This is a genomic window from Micromonospora sp. HM5-17, assembly GCF_003762835.1.
In the GTDB taxonomy this organism is placed as follows: domain Bacteria; phylum Actinomycetota; class Actinomycetes; order Mycobacteriales; family Micromonosporaceae; genus Plantactinospora.
The window spans coordinates 291,646-307,537 of record NZ_RJWA01000006.1 but is presented as its reverse complement, the minus strand read 5'-3'; the positions used below and the strand labels follow the sequence as shown (position 1 = coordinate 307,537).

Annotated in this window: 14 protein-coding genes; 10 read left to right on the top strand and 4 right to left on the bottom strand. The window is 74.2% G+C overall.

From position 1 onward, the window contains the following. Nucleotides 1–25 precede the first annotated feature (25 nt). The 3 genes from EF879_RS19190 to EF879_RS19180 all read left to right on the top strand — a co-directional run bounded on the left by EF879_RS19190 (nt 26) and on the right by EF879_RS19180 (nt 3,948). Nucleotides 26–1,270, top strand: a complete 1,245-nt coding sequence (locus EF879_RS19190) for a glycosyltransferase family 4 protein (RefSeq protein ID WP_123560521.1) — start codon at nt 26–28, stop codon at nt 1,268–1,270. A 156-nt stretch (nt 1,271–1,426) separates the two neighbouring features. Continuing rightward, nucleotides 1,427–3,235 (top strand): DUF4012 domain-containing protein, encoded by a 1,809-nt coding sequence (locus EF879_RS19185; protein WP_233604574.1) that lies wholly within the window; start codon nt 1,427–1,429, stop codon nt 3,233–3,235. A gap of 65 nt (nt 3,236–3,300) precedes the next feature. Beyond that, nucleotides 3,301–3,948 (top strand): LPXTG cell wall anchor domain-containing protein, encoded by a 648-nt coding sequence (locus EF879_RS19180; protein ID WP_123560519.1) that lies wholly within the window; start codon nt 3,301–3,303, stop codon nt 3,946–3,948. Between the two features lie 194 nt (nt 3,949–4,142). Here EF879_RS19180 and EF879_RS19175 read toward each other — a convergent pair whose 3' ends face one another. Then, nucleotides 4,143–5,009, bottom strand: a complete 867-nt coding sequence (locus EF879_RS19175) for an LLM class flavin-dependent oxidoreductase (RefSeq protein WP_123560517.1) — start codon at nt 5,007–5,009, stop codon at nt 4,143–4,145. Nucleotides 5,010–5,186: 177 nt separating this feature from the next. Between EF879_RS19175 and EF879_RS19170 the strand changes: the two genes are divergently transcribed. Then, nucleotides 5,187–5,852, top strand: coding sequence for a hypothetical protein (locus EF879_RS19170; RefSeq protein WP_123560515.1), 666 nt, complete (start codon nt 5,187–5,189; stop codon nt 5,850–5,852). A gap of 262 nt (nt 5,853–6,114) precedes the next feature. On the opposite strand, the gene EF879_RS19165 is transcribed toward EF879_RS19170, so the two are convergent. Continuing rightward, the gene (locus tag EF879_RS19165) at nt 6,115–6,738 is read right to left on the bottom strand and encodes a DUF1345 domain-containing protein (protein ID WP_199736503.1); all 624 of its coding nucleotides are present in this window, start codon (nt 6,736–6,738) and stop codon (nt 6,115–6,117) included. 38 nt (nt 6,739–6,776) lie between these two features. Next, nucleotides 6,777–7,049, bottom strand: a complete 273-nt coding sequence (locus tag EF879_RS19160; protein ID WP_123560511.1) for a DUF2795 domain-containing protein — start codon at nt 7,047–7,049, stop codon at nt 6,777–6,779. Nucleotides 7,050–7,171: 122 nt separating this feature from the next. Here EF879_RS19160 and EF879_RS19155 point away from each other — a divergent pair, with 122 nt between their 5' ends. Continuing rightward, nucleotides 7,172–8,116, top strand: coding sequence for a sulfotransferase domain-containing protein (locus EF879_RS19155; protein ID WP_123560509.1), 945 nt, complete (start codon nt 7,172–7,174; stop codon nt 8,114–8,116). A gap of 151 nt (nt 8,117–8,267) precedes the next feature. Here the strand turns inward: EF879_RS19155 and EF879_RS19150 are convergent, their stop codons facing one another. Beyond that, complete coding sequence (locus EF879_RS19150) at nt 8,268–9,467, bottom strand: CaiB/BaiF CoA-transferase family protein (protein ID WP_123560507.1); 1,200 nt, start codon at nt 9,465–9,467, stop codon at nt 8,268–8,270. A gap of 249 nt (nt 9,468–9,716) precedes the next feature. Here EF879_RS19150 and EF879_RS19145 point away from each other — a divergent pair, with 249 nt between their 5' ends. The 5 genes from EF879_RS19145 (at nt 9,717) to EF879_RS19125 (ending at nt 15,877) form a co-directional block, all read left to right on the top strand. Then, entirely contained in the window at nt 9,717–11,693 is a 1,977-nt protein-coding gene (locus EF879_RS19145) for a glycosyltransferase family 2 protein (RefSeq protein ID WP_148086483.1), read from the top strand. Nucleotides 11,694–11,794: 101 nt separating this feature from the next. Continuing rightward, nucleotides 11,795–12,394, top strand: a complete 600-nt coding sequence (locus EF879_RS19140) for a molybdopterin-dependent oxidoreductase (RefSeq protein WP_123560503.1) — start codon at nt 11,795–11,797, stop codon at nt 12,392–12,394. After that, a complete protein-coding gene (locus EF879_RS19135; protein ID WP_123560501.1) occupies nt 12,364–13,128 on the top strand; it encodes a ferredoxin reductase in 765 nt (254 codons plus the stop codon). The genes EF879_RS19140 and EF879_RS19135 overlap by 31 nt, the downstream gene beginning before the upstream one ends. Nucleotides 13,129–13,187: 59 nt before the next feature. Further along, the gene (locus EF879_RS19130) at nt 13,188–13,517 is read left to right on the top strand and encodes a DUF6510 family protein (RefSeq protein WP_370375526.1); all 330 of its coding nucleotides are present in this window, start codon (nt 13,188–13,190) and stop codon (nt 13,515–13,517) included. A 245-nt stretch (nt 13,518–13,762) separates the two neighbouring features. Beyond that, entirely contained in the window at nt 13,763–15,877 is a 2,115-nt protein-coding gene (locus EF879_RS19125) for an alpha-glucuronidase (protein ID WP_123560499.1), read from the top strand. The last annotated feature ends 15 nt before the right edge of the window (nt 15,878–15,892 follow it).

Sequence of the window (15,892 nt, the reverse complement as noted above, 5' to 3'; positions counted from 1 at the left end):
GTCCGGGGTGAGCGGGGGATGAACGATGAGGATCGGGGTTATCTCGTACTGGTTTCCGCCGGAGCCGGCCTTCATACCGGGGTGCCTGGCCGAGGAGCTCGCGGCGCGGGGGCACGAGGTGCGGGTGCTCACCGGTTTCCCGAACCATCCGACGGGACGGATCTACCCGGGGTACCGGCAACGGTGGCGGGCGCAGTCCGTCGAGGGCGGGGTCACCATCCGACGGGTGCCGAGCTACGTCAGCCACGACGGTACGGCGGCGCGCCGCATGGCCCGGCAGCTGACGTACGCGATGAGCAGCGCCCTGGCCGCGCCCGGCTACCTGTCCGGGGTCGACGCGGTGTACGTCTACTTCCCGCCGGCCGGCGCCTACGCGGCCGCGGCCCTGCTCCGACTGCTGCGGCGGGTGCCGGCCGTGCTGCACCTGCAGGACGTCTGGCCGGAGGGGGTCACCGCGCCGTCGCCCGACGGCCGGGGTGAGCGGGCCGGGATGGTGCACGGCCTGCTCAGCCGGACGATGCGGGCCATCTACCGTTCGGCGTCCGGGATCGCCGTCATCGCGCCGTCGATGCGGGACGTCGTGATCGAACGGGGGGCCGATCCGGAGAAGGTGCGGGTGGTGCTCAACTGGACCGACGAGCGGCTGTTCCGTCCGCTCGGGCCGACCCCCGCGGCACGCCGCGCGATCGGGCACCGGGGCCGTACCACGATCATGCACGCCGGGACGATGGGGCCGTTCCAACGGGTGGACACCGCGGTGCGGGCCGCGGCGGCCCTCGACGGGAAGCACGACGTGGACCTGGTACTGGTCGGATCAGGTCCGGAGGAGGCACAGAGCCGGCGGCTGGCCGAGGAGCTCGGCGCCACGAACGTCCGGTTCCTCGGCTGGCGTCCCCCGGCCGAGATGGCCGAACTCTACGCCGCCGCCGAGTACCAGCTGGTGTTGCTGCGCGACCTGCCGGCGCTGCGCGGATCCGTGCCGGCGAAGCTGCAGGCGGCGCTCTCGGCCGGGGCGCCGGTGGTCGCCTCCGCCGGCGGGGACACCGCGGATCTGGTGGAGCGGGCCCGGGTGGGCCTCTCGTGCCCGCCGGAGGACTGGCAGGCCCTGGCCGACCGATTCGCCCTGGCGACGATGATCCCGAGCGCCGCACGGGAGGAGATGGCCCGGCGGGCCCGGGACAGCTACCTGGCCCGGATGTCGCTGCGTGCCGGGGTTGACCAGATGGAGCAGATGCTCGCCGAGGCGGCCGCGAGTCGCCGCCCGCGCTAGCCCAACCCATGACCGTTTTGGTCGCCTATATACAGCACGCGAACTTCGTTCATGAATTAGGTTAAAAGCGGCAAAAATGGCCGAATACGGGTAATGACGTCTTGATTGTGCTATAGAGATATAAGTACGTAATGGTGTTGAGTCCGGATCGTTCCGGTGCAGTCGAAAGCGGTGGTGGCGGTGGGTCAACTCCTCCCGAGCCGGCGAAACAGGCGCCGTCGGAGGACACGGCCGTATCTGCGCCGGATCCTGCTCACCACGCTCGTGATCGGCTGCCTGGCCGCCTCCGCCGTCGGCTGGGTCGGGCTGCGCGGCTGGCAGGCCCGGGAGAATCTGGAGAACGCCGCGAGCCTGGCCCGGGAACTGAGCCGGCAGGTGCTCGCCGGCCAGACCGTGCAGGCCCGCCGGACCCTCGCCGCCCTCCAGCAGCAGACCGCGGCGGCCCGGTCCCGCACCGGCGACATCGGTTGGCGCGCCGCCGCGAACACCCCGTACGGCGGTCGGACACTCACCGCGGTGCACGGCCTCGCGGAGGGGATCGACGACCTCGCCCGGCGGGCCTTCCCGCCCCTGGTGGAACTCGACCCCGAGGTCCTGCTGCCGCGACGCGGACGGATCGACCTCGCCGCGCTGCGTCAGGTGCTGCCCACCATCGGCCAGGTGGACACCGTCGTCCGCGAGGTCCGCGACCGGATCGCGGACCTGCCGACGGACGGGCTCTCCGGGTCGGTCGGCGACGCGATCCGGGAGACCCGGACCGAACTGGACCGGTTGGCGAGGGCGACCACCGCAGTCCGGCGCGCCGGAACCCTCCTCCCGGCCCTGCTCGGCGGCAACGGTCCCCGGACCTACCTGGTGGTGTTCCAGAACCTGGCCGAACCGCGGTCAACGGGCGGGATCTTCGGCGCCTACGCGGTGATCCGGGCGGCCGGCGGCGAGGTGAAGATCGTAAAACAGGGGGCGAGCAGCGGTCTGCACAGCTTCGCGCAGCCGGTGCTGCCGCTGAACCCGCAGCAGAAGGCGCTCTACACCAATCTCCTCGGGATCTATCCCGCCGACGTGAACCTGACGCCGCACTTCCCCACCGCGGCGACGCTCTACCGGGAGATGTTCCGGCGCCGTGGCGGCGGCACCGTGGACGGGGTCCTCGCCACCGATCCGGTCGCGCTCTCGTACCTGCTGCGGGCGATCGGCCCGGTGCCGGTGCCCGGGCACCCGACCCTCACCGCGGCGACCGCGGTCCGCAGCCTCCTCTCCGACGCGTACCACCGGCTCGACCAGCCCGCCGAGCAGGACGCCTACTACGCCGCCGCGGCCAAGGCCGTCTTCAACGCCCTGCTCACCCGACCGGTCGATCCCCGAGCCGTGGCCCAGGCACTCAGCACGGCCGTGTCCGAGCGGCGGATCCTGCTCTGGAGCGCCCGACCGGAGGAGCAGAAGGAGATCGTCGCCAGCCGGCTGGCCGGCGTGCTGCCGGAGCAGGAGACGGTGAACAACGTCGGGGTCTTCCTCAACGACGGCGGCGGAGCCAAGCTCGGCTACTACCTGAGGAACTCGGCCCAGCTCACCGTCGGCGACTGCCGGCCCGACGGACGCCGGGAACTGCACCTGCGGCTGACCCTGCGGTCGACCGCGCCCGCCACCGGCCTCAGCAGCTCCGTACGGGGTCTGGCGTTGGCCGGCGATCCGTACACCACCCGTCTCGTGATCTACGTCTTCAGCCCGGTCCGCGGCTCACCGCTCGGCGCTCGGCTGGACGGCGAACCGGAGCCGTTGGGGGGCGGCACCGAGCGTGGACGCCGGGTGGCGGCGCTCGGCGTCGACATCGGCCCCGGACAGACCCGCGTGCTGGAGGTCAGTCTGCTGACCCGGACGAACGCCAGCGGCGCGGCCGAGTTGTGGCTCACCCCCGGCACGACGCCATGGACCACCCAGATAAACCCCGCACCCGCGTGTGGCCAGTAGGCCGCGTGCCACGACGTCATGCGATCCGGAGTGACGGCATGCCATCAGTAGAGAGAGGATTCACCATGCGGCTATCCCGCATCATCGGCTCGGCCGTGGCGACACTCGCCACGGTGGGCGCGTTCGCCATCGCGGGGACGCCCGCACAGGCCCAACCAGTCCCGCAGCCGCCGTACCCGCCGGTGCCTCCGGCGCTGACCGTCAGCGACGCGACGGTCGAGGTGGGGCAGACGTTCACGGTGTTCGGCACCGGGTACGGCGGCAACGAACTCGTGCGGCTCGTCTTCACGACCCAGCCGCTCGCCGCGCCCGCGCCCGGCGTCCAGCCGGCGCGGCAGAACTCGGGTGGGGTCGGGGCGATGGCCCCGGTCGCCCGCCAAGCGCAGACGGTGCACACGAATCCGACCACGATCACGGTCCGGGCCAACCCGACGGGCGAGTTCTCGGTCCGGGTCAGGTTCACGCGCCAGCTCACGGTGACGATCACCGGGACCGGCCTGACCACCGGCCGGGTGGCCAGCACGGCGGTCACCGTCGTCCGTGCCCAGCCGCCGTTGCCGGTGACCGGTAGCGAGACGGGTTCCCAGCTCACCATCGGTGGGACGTTGCTCGCCGCCGGTGTGCTGCTGGTCCTGATCGCGGTCGCCTGGCGGCGCAAGATCCGGCGCACCCCGGCCCGGACCCGGTCCCGGGAGCTGACCCCGGTCGGCTGACCCGGGTCGGTCCGAAACCGATCCGACACCGCGACGGGCGCCCGTCGGACGAGGTGGACTCGTCCGACGGGCGCCTCGGCATGGGGGAGCCGAGTGCGGCCGCCCCGCCGGCCCTGCGTCGCACCCGCCCGTTCCCCTCCGGTCGCGCCCGCCGACCGCCGGCGCGGGTTCCGGCTCCGGCCTGCCTGGCCGGATCAGGCCAGCGCCGCGCGTACGGCGGGAACCACCTCCTCGGCGAAGATCCGGGACTGCCGCTCCCGGTCCCCGGAGGGCCAGAAGACGAACGCGTTCATCCGGTGCTCCGTGTGCAGCGTGGTCAGCGTCTCCACCCACCGCTCGACCGGTCCGTGGAAGGCGTCCCGGTCCTCCGGGCCGACCAGCCCCATCACGTTGTAGAGCCGGACGATCCGCCCCGGGTCCCGGCCGGCGTCGTGGGCGGCCTCGTCGATGATCGGATTGAGTTCGGCCAACCGCTCCGGCGGCACGTACGGGGCCGAGACCGACCAGCCGTCCGCCTTCGCACCGACCAGCCGCACCGCCCGGGGGCCGAGCACGCCGAGCCAGATGCCGATCTGGTGCGGCGGCCGCGGCCCCGGTTGGAGCCCCTCCACGGTGTAGTGCCGACCCTGGTAACCGAAGGGCTCACCGGCCCAGCTCGCCCGGATGACGTCGATCGCCTCCGACAGGGCCTCCCGGGCCGACCGGGGGGAGCGGCGGGGGCCACCCATGCCGGCGATGGCGTCGACGAACGCGCCCGCGCCCAACCCCAACTCGAACCGTCCCCCGCTGAGGACGTCGATACTCGCCGCCTGTTTCGCCAGCATCGCCGGTGGACGCAGCGGCAGGTTGGCCACGTTCGGGAACAGGTGCACCCGACTCGTCCGGCCGGCCAGCCAGGTCAGCACCGTGAAGGTGTCGAGAAAGCCCGAGTTGTAGGGGTGGTCCTGGACGCCGACGTATTCCAGGCCGGTGTCGTCGGCGATCCTCGCGATCCGCTCGGCGATGGCCAGGCCGCCGACGTTCGGATCGACGTTCAGACCGAAGCTCAGCACAGGCGCCATGGACCCAGTCTCACACCACGCGCCCCGCCGTCCGAATCGCTGGGACACCAGGGCCGCCGCGGACGCCGGCACGGCGTCCCGGTGAGGTCGGCGTGGCCGGGGTGCCGGACCGCCCGGCGCGTGGGGAATCCCACGACGGATGGCTTTGGCCGGAGCCGTCGCGGGTAGTCGCCGGGCATGGCTACCACTGCGACCACCAGCGTCGAGGAACGTAAACGGCTGGCCCGCCGCCTGGCGGGCCGGGGCCGAGGCTTCGCCGAGGAGTACGGCATCCGGGTCACCAACAACCCCAGCAGCCTCTTCCAGGTCCTCTGTCTGGCGATCCTGCTGCGCCGCGTCGGTGACGTCCGGCGCGCGGTCGAGCCGGCCCTGGCGCTGCGGGACCGGGGGTGGGAGAGTCCGGCCCGGATGGTCCGGTCCCGGCCCGAGGACCGGGCCGCCGTACTGCGCGAGCACGGCCGACGGGCCGACGCGAACCGGCTCGCCGGCATCCTGGGTGACCTCGCGGGCGTCCTGGTCGGCCGCTACCGGGGGGATCTGCGACGGCTCCGGGCCGCGGCGCGGTACGAGCCCGACCGGGAGCGGGCGCTGCTCGGCGAACTCCCGGGGGTGGACGGCGAGGTGACCGACCTGTTCCTCCGCGAGGTCCAGGCGCTGTGGCGGGAGAACGCGCCGGTGGCTGACCGTCGCGCGCTCGCCGCCGCCCGGCGACTCGGTCTGGGCCGCTCGGCGGCCGATCTGGCGGCGCTTGCCGGCGGTGGGGAGTCGGAGAGGCTGGCCTGGCTGGTCGGGGCGCTGGCCCGGATCGACCTGGAGGGCTCATACGACGAAATCGGCCGTTGAGTGGCGAAAACGCCGTGGGGTCCCCCACAGTTTCGTCGAACTCTGACCGTACGGCCGATACCGCCTCGTAGAATGAGGCAGCGGTCTCGCCCAGCCGGTTCGGGGGGCGACCGCTGCCCGGGGCCGTGTCCGGTTCGGACCGTCGACCCCGCGGGACACTGTCGGGCGTGGCGCCCTGTTCGCGCCTGCCGCACGAACGGGGCGCCTCGTCCGGTGCGCGCCGGTGCGGCAGCCCGCCGTATGTCGTCTCCCGCATCCGGCCTCACTGGGCCAGCCCGGCCAGGAGGTTGATCGTCGCCGCGATGATGACGGTACCGAAGAGGTACGACAGCAGCGCGTGAGCGAGCACGGCGGTCCGTATCGGTTTCCGCGTCAACGCGGTGTCGGACACCTGGAACGTCATCCCCACCGTGAAGGCGAGGTACGCGAAGTCGGTGTACGTCGGCGGCTCCGACTCGTGGAAGTCCACCCCACCGTCCTCGCCGGTGTAGTACAGCCGGGCGTACCGGGTGGTGAAGACGGTGTGCACCACCGTCCAGGAGAGCAGCACGCTGAGGATGCCGAACCCGAGGTTCAGGTCGCGGTCGAGACCGTGCATCGACGGGTTGGTGGCGAGCAGGACCCCGATGGCGAGGAGGCTGGCCAGCCCGGCGGAGAGCAGCACCGCGTCCCGGATCGCCCGGCTCGGATCCTCCCGGACGGCGAGCTCGGCCGTCTCCTGCCAGCTCCGTGGCCAGAGCACGAGCCAGGCCCAGACCAGATAGGTCATCGCCGCCGCGTCCCAGCCGATCAGCGGCCCGAGCACCGGGGAGTGCAGGAGCGTCGCCACGACGCCAACGCCGATTCCGACGGCGGTGATGACGGCTATCTGGACCGAGGCCCGCACCGGCCGCGGCCACCCGCCGCGCCCCATCCGCGCTCCGGTCAGATCTGGCGCAGGTGGCGCGCGACCCGTTGGTGCGTACGGTTGCGGGTCTTCGCGGCCAGGTCGGCCGGCGTGACCTCCGGCGCCCTGTCGGTCGCGGCCGAGCGGGCCACCTCCTCGGTGCTCCCGTATTCCACCGGCGGCATCGCCCGCAGTGCCCGCAGCACCTCCGGCGGCGCTCCCGCGCGTTCGGCCTCCCGGACGATGTCCTCCTTGGGCGCCGGAAAGTCCATCGACCGCAGGTACCGCAGGACGTCCGCGTTGGTCACCATGAGATCCCACTCCTCGCCCGTTGTCGGATTCGCCGGCCGGGCGGATACCCGTTGCGGCGCCGGTCACGCCTGCCCGGGGCACCCGTTCGGCACCGCCGGGGCGGTGCCGCTACCCTCCCCAGGTGCCCGACACCCCGGCCCTCCACCACCTCGACCGCGACGCCAGCCCGGTCCGCTACCGCTCCGACGAGGAGGACAGCGCCCGCTGGCTCGGTTTCCCGTACCGCGCGGGCGACATCGTGATCAGCACCCGATCCAAGAGCGGCACCACCTGGATGCAGATGATCTGCGCGTTGCTGGTGTTCCAGGAACCGGAACTGCCGGCGCCGCTGGCCGAGCTCTCCCCGTGGCTGGACTGGTTGGTCGTGCCCCGCGACGAGGTCTACGCCCGGCTCGCCGCCCAGCGCCACCGGCGGTTCATCAAGACCCACACGCCGCTCGACGGGATCCCGCTGGATTCCCGGGTCACGTACGTCGTCGTGGCCCGGGACCCGCTGGACATGGCGGTCTCCCTCTACTACCAGGGCGCGAACCTGAACCGGGAGCGGATCCGGCGGCTCACCGGCCAGCCCGCCCCGGCCACGCCACCCCGGCCCCGGCCCGAGCTGCGGGAGTGGCTGCGCGCCTGGATCGACCGGGACGTGGCACCGGCCGACGCGCTCGACTCGCTGCCGGGGGTGCTGTGGCACCTGGGTGACGCCTGGGCCCGGCGGGAGCAGCCGAACATCCTGCTCGTGCACTACGCCGACCTCGAGGCCGACCTGGCGGGACAGATGCGGCGCATCGCGGAACACCTCGGCATCGCGGTGCCGGCCCGGCGGTGGCCGGCGCTCGTCGAGGCGGCCACGTTCGCCCGGATGCGGGCCCGGGCCGACCGCCTGGTCCCGGCTCCGTCCGGGATCCTGAAGGATCCTGCCGCGTTCTTCCGGCGCGGCAGCTCCGGGGCGGGTCGGGAACTGCTCACCGCCGACGACCTCGCCCGGTACCGAGCCCGGGTCGCCCGGCTGGGCCCGCCCGACCTGCTGGCCTGGCTGCACCGGGATCGCGAGCCCGGCGTCGCCGGGTAGCCGCGTCGGTCGGCGTACCGGATGGACCCGGTGTCGGCCCGGCCGCGGGGCCGCACCCCCATCACGAGCGCGGGCCCGGAGCCGGTGTGACGGGACCCGGGGCCGGGGTGGCGGGGCTGGCGTGGCGCGGCCCGCGGTCGGCGCGCCCGGCTCAGGCCACCGCCCCCGCCTCCCGGAGCCGACGGATCTGCTCGGCGTCCAACCCCAACTCGGCCAGCAACTCGTCGGTGTGTTCGCCCGGGTGCGGCGGCGGGCGGCGGATCGATCCCGGCGTCCGGCTGAACCGGGGCGCCGGGGCCGGCTGGGCGGCGCCGGCATGCGTGACGAAGACCCGCCGGGCGGCCAGGTGCGGGTGCTCGGGCGCCTCCCGCCAGTCGAGCACCGGCACCACGCAGGCGTCGGTGTGCTCCAGCAGCCGGGCCCAGTCGTCCCGGCTTCGGGTCCGGAACAGCCGGGCCCAGGCCCGGCGCAGCGCCGGCCAGTTGGCCGGGTCATCCCGGTCCAGCGCCTCGTCCGGCGGCAACGGAAAGCCGGTGAGCCGGACCAACTCGGCGTAGAACCGGGGCTCGACCGCGCCGACCGCGATGAACTTCCCATCCGCGCACTCGTACGTGTCGTAGTACGGCGCCCCGCCGTCGAACATGTTGACCCCGCGGTCGTCCCCCCACAGACCCATCGCCCGCAGCCCATGGATCATGGTGGAGAGCAGCGACACGCCGTCCACCATCGCGGCGTCCACCACCTGCCCGGCCCCGCCACCGCGTACGTCGAACAGGGCGCAGACCACCCCGAGGGCCAGCAGCATCCCACCCCCGCCGAAGTCGCCGACCAGGTTCATCGGCGGCACCGGCCGCTCGCCGGCCCGGCCGATCCCGTGCAGGACTCCGGTCAGGGCAAGGTAGTCGATGTCGTGCCCGGCGTACGGCGCGTTCGGGCCGTCCTGGCCCCATCCGGTCATCCGGCCGTAGACGAGCCGGGGGTTGACCGCGAGACAGTCCTCCGGACCCAGGCCGAGCCGTTCGGTGACCCCCGGTCGGAAACCCTCGACCAGCGCGTCGGCGGTGCGGACCAGGTCGAGCACGAGCCGGCGACCCTCGGGCGTCTTCAGATCGACGGCGAGGGAGCGCCGTCCCCGGTTGAGCAGGTCGGGATGGGGTGTGCCGAACCGCTCCGGCCGGACGGCGGAGACCCGATCCACCCGAACCACGTCCGCGCCGAGGTCGGCGAGGACCATCGCGGCGAAGGGCGCCGGCCCGATGCCGGCCAGTTCGATGATGCGGACCCCACGGAGCGGGCCGGTCGGGGCTGCCGGCTCGGCATCGGTCGTCGGAGAACGCTGGGCGTCGGTCATCGGAGAACGATAGGACACCCCGGGCGATTGGTCGCGGGGACGACGGCCCCCAGGGCTTATCGTCGGCGGAAGGTCACCAGACGTGGTCTGGGCAGAGCGGTCCGTGTGCCTCGTGGCCGGCACAGGCGGCGCCCGGGGTGACGAGCCCGACGGATGTGGCACGGAGCCCGGCCGCGCCGCGCGCGGGCGCCGCGGAGGCCGAGTCCGGCCGCGGGTGGCCGGCTCGACGTGGGGGTGGAGCACGACGGCGTGGGGGGCGGTAATCACACCGTGGACGCGGAGCACGACGACGCACAGCACCACGACGGCGCGGGACGGGGGCGGCCGACCAGCGGCGACGGGGCGGGCGGGGGCGATCCCGCCGGGACGGTCGGGTGGTGGTGGCGGCTGACGGGGGCACCGCCGCCGACGCGGGCGGAGCGCCTCGGCCGACTGGTCGGTCTCCGGGTTCTCCGGTTCCTCGGCACCCGCCGGGTCCTGGTCGTCGCCGGCACGGCGGACCGGCTCCGGGACCTGCTCGCGGCGCCGTCGGCCCTGCTGCCGACCCGCCACGCGACGATCGTGGTGGCGTACTGGCGGGCGCCCCGGCGGGGCTGGTCGCACGGCGTCGGCCCGCTCGACCACCTCTGTCGGCACCGGGTGGCGCTCCCCGCGCGGGGGCGCGGCGTGGCCTCCATCGCCGTGCGACTCTCTCGCCCGGTGGCGCTGCGCGACATCCTGCGGGCGGTGCTCCCCGTGCTGGGTCCCGACCGGCCGCTGCCGGCACCGGCCACGGCGAACCTGACCGCCCGGGACACCCTGCCCGGCTACCTCCCCGCCGAGGCCGGGGTGACCCGGGGCGGGCTGCCGGTCAACCCGGAGATCCGCGCGCACGACGTCGTGGTGTGGGCCGGGGACGGGACGGCCGGGCCGGATCCGGCGCCGCGCGACGCCGGGGCCGCGGCGGCGTACGCGGTCAGGTGGGGCACCGGCCGGCACGGACCCCGGACGGCGGTCGGCCGGGTGGCGGTGCTGGTCGACGCCCGCCGGATCAACCCCCGGGGCCGCCGGGCCGCCGCCTACGAGCCGAACGCCCCCCGGGTACGGCTGGAGGTCGCGCCCGCCGGCGGCCCGGGCCGGTCGCGTGGCGGCCCGGCGGGGCCGCTGGACGGGGTGGGGCTGACCGCGTCCGCCCTCGCCACGCTCCGCCAGGTCGGGGTCGTCGAGTGTGCCCCGCTGCCGGACGTCGACCCGGTGTCGGTGGCGGCGCTGCTGGTGCAGGTGGCGATGACCGGGGCGGTGCTCTCCGTCCCGGCGCTGCCGGAGCGGGTCGCCGCGCTGCTCGCCCCGGAACTGCGGGACATCCTGGTCCGGCCGGTGGTCGAGACCGGGCCACTGGCCCGCGAGGCGCGCAGCGTACGGCAGCGCCGGGCGGCGCTGCGCGGCCACGCCACCGCGTTCGCGCTGCCGCGGCTCACCGCCGAGGCGTTCCCGGGGCTGGCGTGTCCGCCGTCGGTGAGCGTGATCCTGGTGACCCGGCGCCCCGACCTGGTGCCGGCGGCGCTGCGCGCGGTCGTCGGGCAGACGTACCCGGAGCTGGAGATCGTGCTCTGCCTGCACGGCGTCGACCTGACCGAGCCGGTCCGGGCGCTGCTCGCCGACAGCGGGCGACCGTACGAGGTCGTCCGGGTGCCGGGAAGCGTCAGCTTCGGGGAGGCCCTCGGCGCCGCGACCCGCCGGGCCCGGGGCAGTCTGGTCACGAAGGTCGACGACGACGACAGCTACGGCCCCGAGCACGTCTGGGACCTGGTGCTGGCCCGGCACTACTCCGGGGCGACGGTGGTGGGGAAGGGTTCCGAGTTCGTCCACCTGGAGACGCTGGGGGTGACGATCCGTCGCCCCTCCGGCGCCGCCGAGAGCGATGCCGAGGTGGTCGCCGGCGGCACGATGCTGCTGGCCCGGGGCGATCTGGAGGCGGTCGGCGGCTGGCGGCCGGTGCCCCGCTCCGCCGACCTTGGTCTGCTCGACCGGATTCGCCGCGCCGGCGGATCCGTCTACCGCACCCATCCGCTCGGCTACGTCTACCATCGGCGGGCCACCGGGCACACCTGGGATCCGGGTCAGGCGTACTTCCTGGACGCCGCCCGCGCCCGCTGGCCCGGGCTGCCGCCCGAGGTGCTGGATGGTCCCGGTCCCGGCGGGGCCGGCGCCGTCGGGCCGGCGGCGGCCCGGACCGCCCCGGGCTGAGGCCCGCCGGTCCCGGGCCGCCTCGGGGCTCGCCCGTGGGTTCTCCGGCCGGCTTGCCGGATCCGGGGCCGGCCCGACCCGGCGGGTGGTAGGAAGACCCGGTGGGCATCGTTTCTCCGGGCTTTCAGGGGCGGCGTCGACCGAGCGGGCCGGCGCTGCCGCCCGGGCAGTACCTGACCGAGGACTTCCCGGTGCTCTCCGCCGGTCCCACGCCACGGGTGCCGCTGTCGGACTGGGAGTTCGTGATCACCACGGAGACCGGCGCGGAGTACCGCTGGACCTGGGACGAGATGTGGTCGCTGCCGACGGAAACCCCGACGGTCGACATCCACTGCGTGACCCACTGGTCCAAGCTGAACACCCGGTGGGAGGGGGTCTCGCTGGACACCCTGCTGGACGGGATCGACACCGCCGCCTCCTACGCACTGGCCCACTCGTACGGCGGCTACACCACCAACCTTCCGCTGGACGACCTGCGCGGCGGCCGGGCGTGGATCGTGCACCGGTACGAGGGCACCGCCCTGCCGCCGGAGCACGGTGGCCCGGCCCGTCTGCTCGTCCCGCACCTCTACTTCTGGAAGTCGGCGAAGTGGGTGCGCGGCATCCGGCTCGGCCTGACCGACGAGCCCGGATTCTGGGAGACCGCCGGCTACCACGACTACGGTGACCCATGGCGCGAACAGCGGTACCAGGGCGACTGACCAACCGGGCCAGCTGGCGGGTGGCCCGACTCGTCGACCGACGTCAGGAGACGGAGACCGCCGCCACCCTCGTGCTGGAGGTCCCCGACTGGCCGGGGCACCAGCCCGGTCAGCACGTCGACCTGCGGCTCACCGCCGAGGACGGCTACCAGGCGGCGCGCAGCTACTCGATCTCCGCACCCGTCGACGGCGACCGCGTCGAGGTGACCATCCAGCGGGTCCCGGACGGGGAGGTGTCGCCGTACCTCCTCGACGTCTTCGCGGTCGGTGACCCGGTCGAGCTGCGCGGCCCGATCGGCGGCTACTTCGTCTGGCGGGTCACCGACACCGCGCCGGTGCTGCTGGTCGGCGGCGGCTCGGGGATCGCGCCGCTGATGGCGATGATCCGGGCCCGGGGCATGGCCGGCAGCCGGGTGCCGTTCCGGCTGATCTACTCGGTCCGCACCGGGCGGGACGTCTACTTCGCCGACGAGCTGCGGCGACGGGCTCGGGACGACCACGGGCTCGACGTGACGTACCTCTACACCCGGGAGGTGCCGGAGGGCTCGGCGGCGACGCCGCACCGGATCGGCGTCGCCGACCTGAACACCCACGGCTGGCCGCCCGAGCTCGAACCGGCCTGCTACGTCTGCGGTCCGACGGGCTTCGTGGAGAGGGTGGCCGACATCCTGGTCGCCCTGGGCGACGACACCCGGCGAATCCGCACCGAGCGCTTCGGCCCGACCGGAGGCTGAGCCGCCGAGGCCCCGCCGGGCGGACCGGACCGGGGCGAACACCGCTTGTGGGAGGCGAGATGACCGAGCCCGACCCGGGGCAGCCCGGAATGGACCACCTGGACGGCAACATGCTGGCCGGTCCGCTGGCCGAGGTGTTCGCGGTGGACCTGACGACCGCCACCGGCCGGTGCGCCTCGTGTGGGCGGACCGGGCCGGTGGCCGGGCTCCGGGTCTACGCGCACGCCCCCGGCGTGGTTGCCCGATGCCCGGCCTGCGAGGCGGTGATGCTCCGGCTGGTCCGGACCCCGACCAACGCCTGGCTGGACCTGCGCGGCGCGGCGTACCTGCGGGTGCCGATGCCGGCGGAGCCGCTCATGGCGCCGGGTCTGGCGCCACCGGTGATGTGACGCCCTTCCGGTCGCGCCGAGCCGCCGTCAGACCGGGACGGTGGGCGGGGGCGCCCTCGCCGCCGCGACCCCGAGCGGAGCGGTGAGGTTGCCGGCCAGCGTGGCGAGCACGGCCGACCGGACGGCGGCCGCGCCATGCACTAGAGTGCGACCACGACACACCCCGCAGGCCGTCGGACCGGCCGGACATCCGGACCCGGGGTCCGGCCCCTCTCGCGGCGGTCCCATCCGATCCGGAGAAACGCGTGACCACCCCCGAGCCCCCCGACGTCCACCCGGCCTGGCTGCCGCCGGAGGTGTTCCGGCCGCTCGGCACCCGCCGTACCCTGCTCTGCGGCGCTGGCCCCCTCGTCGACACGGTGCGCCAGGAACTCGCCGAGGCCGCTGGCCGGTACGGCGGCGGTCTGCGACACCCCACGTCCGGAGCGGACCAGGCCGCGGCGATCGAGGAGCCGTACGACCTGGTCCTCGCGCTGACCACGGCGGACCCGCTGCCCGCCGCGGCGGTGGCGGTCCGCGCCACGCTGGCGGACACACCGGCCGGACCCGACGCCGGCCTCGGCCCCGAGGGCTTCGCGCTGGCCCGGCACGACGGGTGCACGGTGCTGCTCGCCGACGCCCCGGCCGGACTGCTCTACGGACTCTTCCACCTGGTCCGGCTCGGCGAGGCGGCGTTCGGGGCCGAGCACCCGCCACGCCGGTACCGGCCGGCGCTGCGGCGGCGCATGCTCAACCACTGGGACAACGTCGACGTGCACCCGGTGATGGGGCAGGTGGAGCGGGGCTACTCGGGCGGCTCGATCTTCTGGCGGGACGGCGCCCTCACCACCGACCTGTCCCGGATCCGGGCCTACGGGCGGCTCCTCGCCGCGTGTGGGATCAACGCGATCACGGTGAACAACGTCAACGTGCACGCCACCGAGGCGCGGCTGCTCACCGACCGGCTCGGGGACGTCGCCACGATCGCCGACGTGCTGCGGCCGTACGGGATCCAGGTGCACCTGTCGGTCAGCTTCGCCGCGCCGCGCACCGTCGGTGGACTGCCGACCGCCGACCCGTGGGACGAGCACGTCCGGGCCTGGTGGGCCAAGACGACCCGCCAGGTGTACGACGCGATCCCCGACTTCGGCGGCTACGTGGTGAAGGCCGACTCGGAGGGGCAGCCGGGCCCCTTCGCGTACGGGCGCAACCACGCCGACGGCGCGAACCTGCTCGCCGAGGCGCTGGCCCCGTTCGGCGGGGTGGTGCACTGGCGTGCCTTCGTCTACAACCACCGGCAGGACTGGCGGGACCGCTCCACCGACCGCGCCCGGGCGGCGTACGACCACTTCGCCCCGCTCGACGGCCAGTTCCGGGACAACGTCATCCTCCAGGTGAAGTACGGCCCGATGGACTTCCAGGTGCGCGAGCCGGTCTCCCCGGTGATCGCCGCGATGCCCGCCACCCGGCTCGCGGTCGAACTTCAGATCACCCAGGAGTACACCGGCCAGCAGCGGCACGTCTGCTACCTCGGGCCACTCTGGAGCGAGGTGCTCGGCTTCGGCCTCTGGGGCCCCAGCGGCCCGACCGTCGCCGACGTGGTCGCCGGGACGGCCGGCGACCGGGCGGCCCCGGAGGGTGGAGGGCTGGTCGCGGTCTCCAACGTCGGCGACGACCCCTTCTGGACCGGCCACCCGCTCGCCCAGGCCAACCTGTACGCCTTCGGCCGGCTCGCCTGGGACCCCCGGCTGGACCCGCTGGCCGTGCTCGACGAGTGGATCGAGCTGACCTTCGTCCCCGCGGCCACGGCCGACCCGGACCGGCTGCGCCGCACGCTCCACGCGATCATGGACGACTCCTGGCGGACGTACGAGCGCTACACCGCCCCGCTCGGCGTCGGTTTCATGGTCCGGCCGGGACACCACTACGGACCGGACGTCGACGGCTACGAGTACACCCCGTGGGGCACCTACCACTTCGCGGACCGGGACGGCATCGGCGTGGACCGGACCCGGGCGACCGGGACCGGCTTCACCGGCCAGTACCCGGCCCCCTGGTCGGAGGTGTACGAGTCGCGGGACACCTGCCCCGACGAGCTGCTGCTCTTCTTCCACCACGTCCCGTACGACCACGTGCTGCACAGCGGCGTCACGGTCATCCAGCACATCTACGACACCCACTTCGCCGGGGCGGAGCAGGCGGCCGAGCTGCGGCGGCGCTGGGACGACATCGCCGACCTGGTCGACCCGGCGGTGGCGGCCCGGGTGCGGGAGCGCCTCGACGAGCAGGTGCGCTCCGCCGAGGAGTGGCGCGACCAGATCAACACGTACTTCTACCGCAAGTCCGGGGTGCCGGACGCGCACGGTCGCCGGATCTACTGAGGACGACGGTCGGGT